This window comes from Mesotoga sp. (assembly GCF_035363035.1).
Classification (GTDB): Bacteria; Thermotogota; Thermotogae; order Petrotogales; family Kosmotogaceae; genus Mesotoga.
The window spans coordinates 1-2,961 of sequence record NZ_DAOSEH010000153.1; the positions used below are offsets into that span (position 1 = coordinate 1).

The 2,961-nt window shown below is 49.5% G+C and carries 4 protein-coding genes; all 4 read left to right on the top strand.

Going from position 1 to position 2,961, the window contains the following annotated elements:
• The first annotated feature begins 346 nt into the window (after positions 1-346).
• A complete protein-coding gene (locus PKX57_RS11850) occupies positions 347-1,000 on the top strand; it encodes a 3-oxoacid CoA-transferase subunit A (protein WP_213921818.1) in 654 nt (217 codons plus the stop codon).
• Complete coding sequence (locus PKX57_RS11855; protein WP_213921817.1) at positions 1,000-1,650, top strand: 3-oxoacid CoA-transferase subunit B; 651 nt, start codon at positions 1,000-1,002, stop codon at positions 1,648-1,650. Before PKX57_RS11850 ends, PKX57_RS11855 begins: the two co-directional genes overlap by 1 nt.
• 25 nt (positions 1,651-1,675) lie before the next feature.
• Positions 1,676-2,155, top strand: a complete 480-nt coding sequence (gene ybaK, locus PKX57_RS11860; RefSeq protein ID WP_213921816.1) for a Cys-tRNA(Pro) deacylase — start codon at positions 1,676-1,678, stop codon at positions 2,153-2,155.
• A gap of 122 nt (positions 2,156-2,277) precedes the next feature.
• Complete coding sequence (locus PKX57_RS11865; protein WP_213921815.1) at positions 2,278-2,667, top strand: hypothetical protein; 390 nt, start codon at positions 2,278-2,280, stop codon at positions 2,665-2,667.
• Positions 2,668-2,961: the final 294 nt, after the last annotated feature.

Below are 2,961 nucleotides of genomic sequence, written 5' to 3' on the forward strand. Positions count from 1 at the left end.
TATATACATTATGAAGGCGAAGTTCTGTAACTAAAGTTACATTGTGAGTTTCTATTCTCTCTTCCAGTAGTTCTCGTGCTCCCGGTCTTTGAAACTTCCCTTGCAAGCAGACAGGCCGCCAGAGGCGACTGAAAAATACGCGGCGATACTGGATTTAGTATCGAAATACTTAGATTTGCACAGAAGCGGCACAAAAAGCATCGGCGTCCGAAAAAGCTATAATTGCTTCAGTTTGCTTCAGCCGGCGATATAAGAGATTCGAAAGCGATCCCATCTATAGGTTATACTCTCTGCAAGGCCACATAGTACTTATCGATACGCGCCGTTAACGAGAGGAGGATACAGTTTGAAAACAATTACCAGAAAGGAACTCACGGAAATAATCAGACCAGGTTCGTCAGCGATGATTGGCGGCTTCCTCGGCTGCGGCACGCCCGATGAGATAATCGACGAGCTGATTGTCTCGAGAATCGGTGGGCTGACGGTGATAGCAAACGACACGGCTTTCCCCGACAGAGGAATAGGCAGGCTCGTCGTGAACAGGCTGGTGAGCAGGGCGATTGTCTCTCACATAGGAACCAACCCCGAAACCCAGCGTCAGATGATAGAAGGAGAGATCGAAGTTGAACTCGTTCCACAGGGGACACTTGCCGAAAGGGTGCGTGCCAGAGGAGTGGGGCTCGGCGGCATACTTACCCCTACCGGTGTCGGAACGGTTGTAGAAGAAGGGAAAGAGACCCTAGTGGTAGGAGAGCAGAAATACCTGCTGGAACTCCCGATAAGCGCTGAATTTGCCTTTATAAAGGCGAAGAGAGCCGATTACTGTGGAAATCTCTCATACTCCCTCACGGCCAGAAATTTCAATCCCCTAATGGCAATGGCCGCCGAATGTGTCATAGCCGAAGTGGAGGAGGTCGTGCCCGTTGGTTCGATAAGTCCAGAGGAAATACACACTCCCGGCGTAATTGTGGATTACATACTTGTAAGGGGGTGTCGCTGATGGATCCCAGAGAGGTAATAGCCAGACGCGTTGCTAAAGAACTTAAAGACGGAGACCTGGTGAATCTGGGAATAGGAATTCCGACACTGGTGGCCAATTATATCCCATCGGGCGTGAATGTTTTCTTCCAGTCGGAAAATGGGATAATCGGAATGGGACCGGAGCCGCTTGAAGGCATGGAGAACCCGGATATGACCAACGCGGGCGGGATGTTCGTGACGGCCCTTCCCGGTGCTATGGCCTTCGATAGCGCAATGTCCTTCGGTTTCATAAGGGGAGGCCATCTCGATATTACGGTGCTCGGCGCCTTACAGGTGGATGAAAAGGGTATGCTGGCCAACTGGATGATTCCCGGAAAGATGATTCCCGGCATGGGGGGCGCTATGGACCTGGTAACCGGCGCGAAAAAAGTGATAGTAGCGATGACTCATACGGGTAAAGGTACCCCCAAAATAGTTAGAAAATGTAATTTTCCGTTGACTTCAATCAGACCTGTAGATCTCATTGTGACGGAACTTGCCGTAATAGAGCCCGGTCCGGAGGGGCTGGTTTTGAAGGAAGTGGCCCCGAACGTATCGATAGAGGAGATACAAAAATCGACGGATGCACGGCTTATAATATCCGACCGGTTGTGTGAAATGACACTGTAGTATTAAAATCATTGGGAGCTTGTATATGCAAAAAACTAACGCGACTAGAATTCTCGATAAAATGGGAATAGAGTACGAAGTTCTCGAATACGATGTGGATGAAGATCAACTGGGTGCCGAACACGTAGCCGAAGAACTGGGGATAAGCGCCGACATGACCATGAAGACGCTGGTTGTAAAGGGTGACAGAAGCGGCGTGTTTGTATGTTGTCTTAGCGGCGATCGCGAGATCGATATGAAATTACTGGAATCGATAACGGGTGATAGAAATATAGAAACGGTTCCGGCCAGCAGGCTGCTTTCCCTGACCGGTTACGTTCGTGGCGGTGTCTCGCCCTTGGGAATGAAGAAGAGTTACAGAATACTCATAGACTCCCACGCTCTATCAAAAGAGAAAGTTTCGATGAGTGCCGGAAAGAGGGGAATACAGATCTGGATCAAACCGACGGATGTCGTTAAGGCCACCAACGGAGAAGTGAAAAGCTTCTCGCGAGAAAAGCATTGACGGAGAGGGTAGATGATTGTCAGTAGCCGTTCCTGGTTATTAGTCCAAGAACGTGAACGGTCTGACCTCTGGTTATTGGAGAAAATGAACGAGCGTGGATAAAAAAGTGAAGGAGAAATATCTTGTCTAGATTGACCAGATTGGGTTATATACTTGCTCTGGTGGGAGTAACGGCGGCGATAGCGATGCTGATAGTCATGACCGATTTCACTCCCTACAGCAGCGAAACGGTGTACCCCAGGGATTCGGGAAGAACGATCTCGACGTTCGATCTGTCGCCCACACAGGAACTCTCGATCCGGTTCGACGTGAAAATCATGAAAAGCAACAGCGCTTACCTCGTTCTGGAAAAGGACGGGGTAGAAGTCTTCAGGTACTCCGACAACTGGAAAACTATCGGAAAAGAGGCGCGAGTCTCTCTGGATGGTGTACACGAGATGAAAGTGTATTTCACCGATCCGGCCGCCGACAGGCGCACGGCAGAGATCGAGATCGACTGGATAGTGAGATGAAGAGAGGTCGTATCTCTCTATTACAGAGCAAATAGAACAGGGTTCAAAGACGATCTGAATTGAAAAATATAGACACACCGTTGACGAAACCAGCGTCTCCGGTGTGTCTTTAATAATATTGAGGGACCTATGAATTATTACCCATCAGGTTCCCCGGGCCTGTGCGCTTTTCTTTCTCAAGTCGCCGTCTCCTGGACTTCCTTCCACCTTCTGCAGGCGTGGTAGTGTCCGTTCTCTAGCTCTTCCAGCTTAGGCTCTTCCTTCTCCCTGCATTCGTCAACCGCGTAAGGACAC

What these genes read in the sequence shown, in the direction of transcription:
- PKX57_RS11855 (WP_213921817.1), top strand. Translation starts at nt 1,000, where the DNA reads ATGGATCCCAGAGAGGTAATAGCCAGACGCGTTGCTAAAGAACTTAAA.
- ybaK (WP_213921816.1), top strand. Translation starts at nt 1,676, where the DNA reads ATGCAAAAAACTAACGCGACTAGAATTCTCGATAAAATGGGAATAGAG.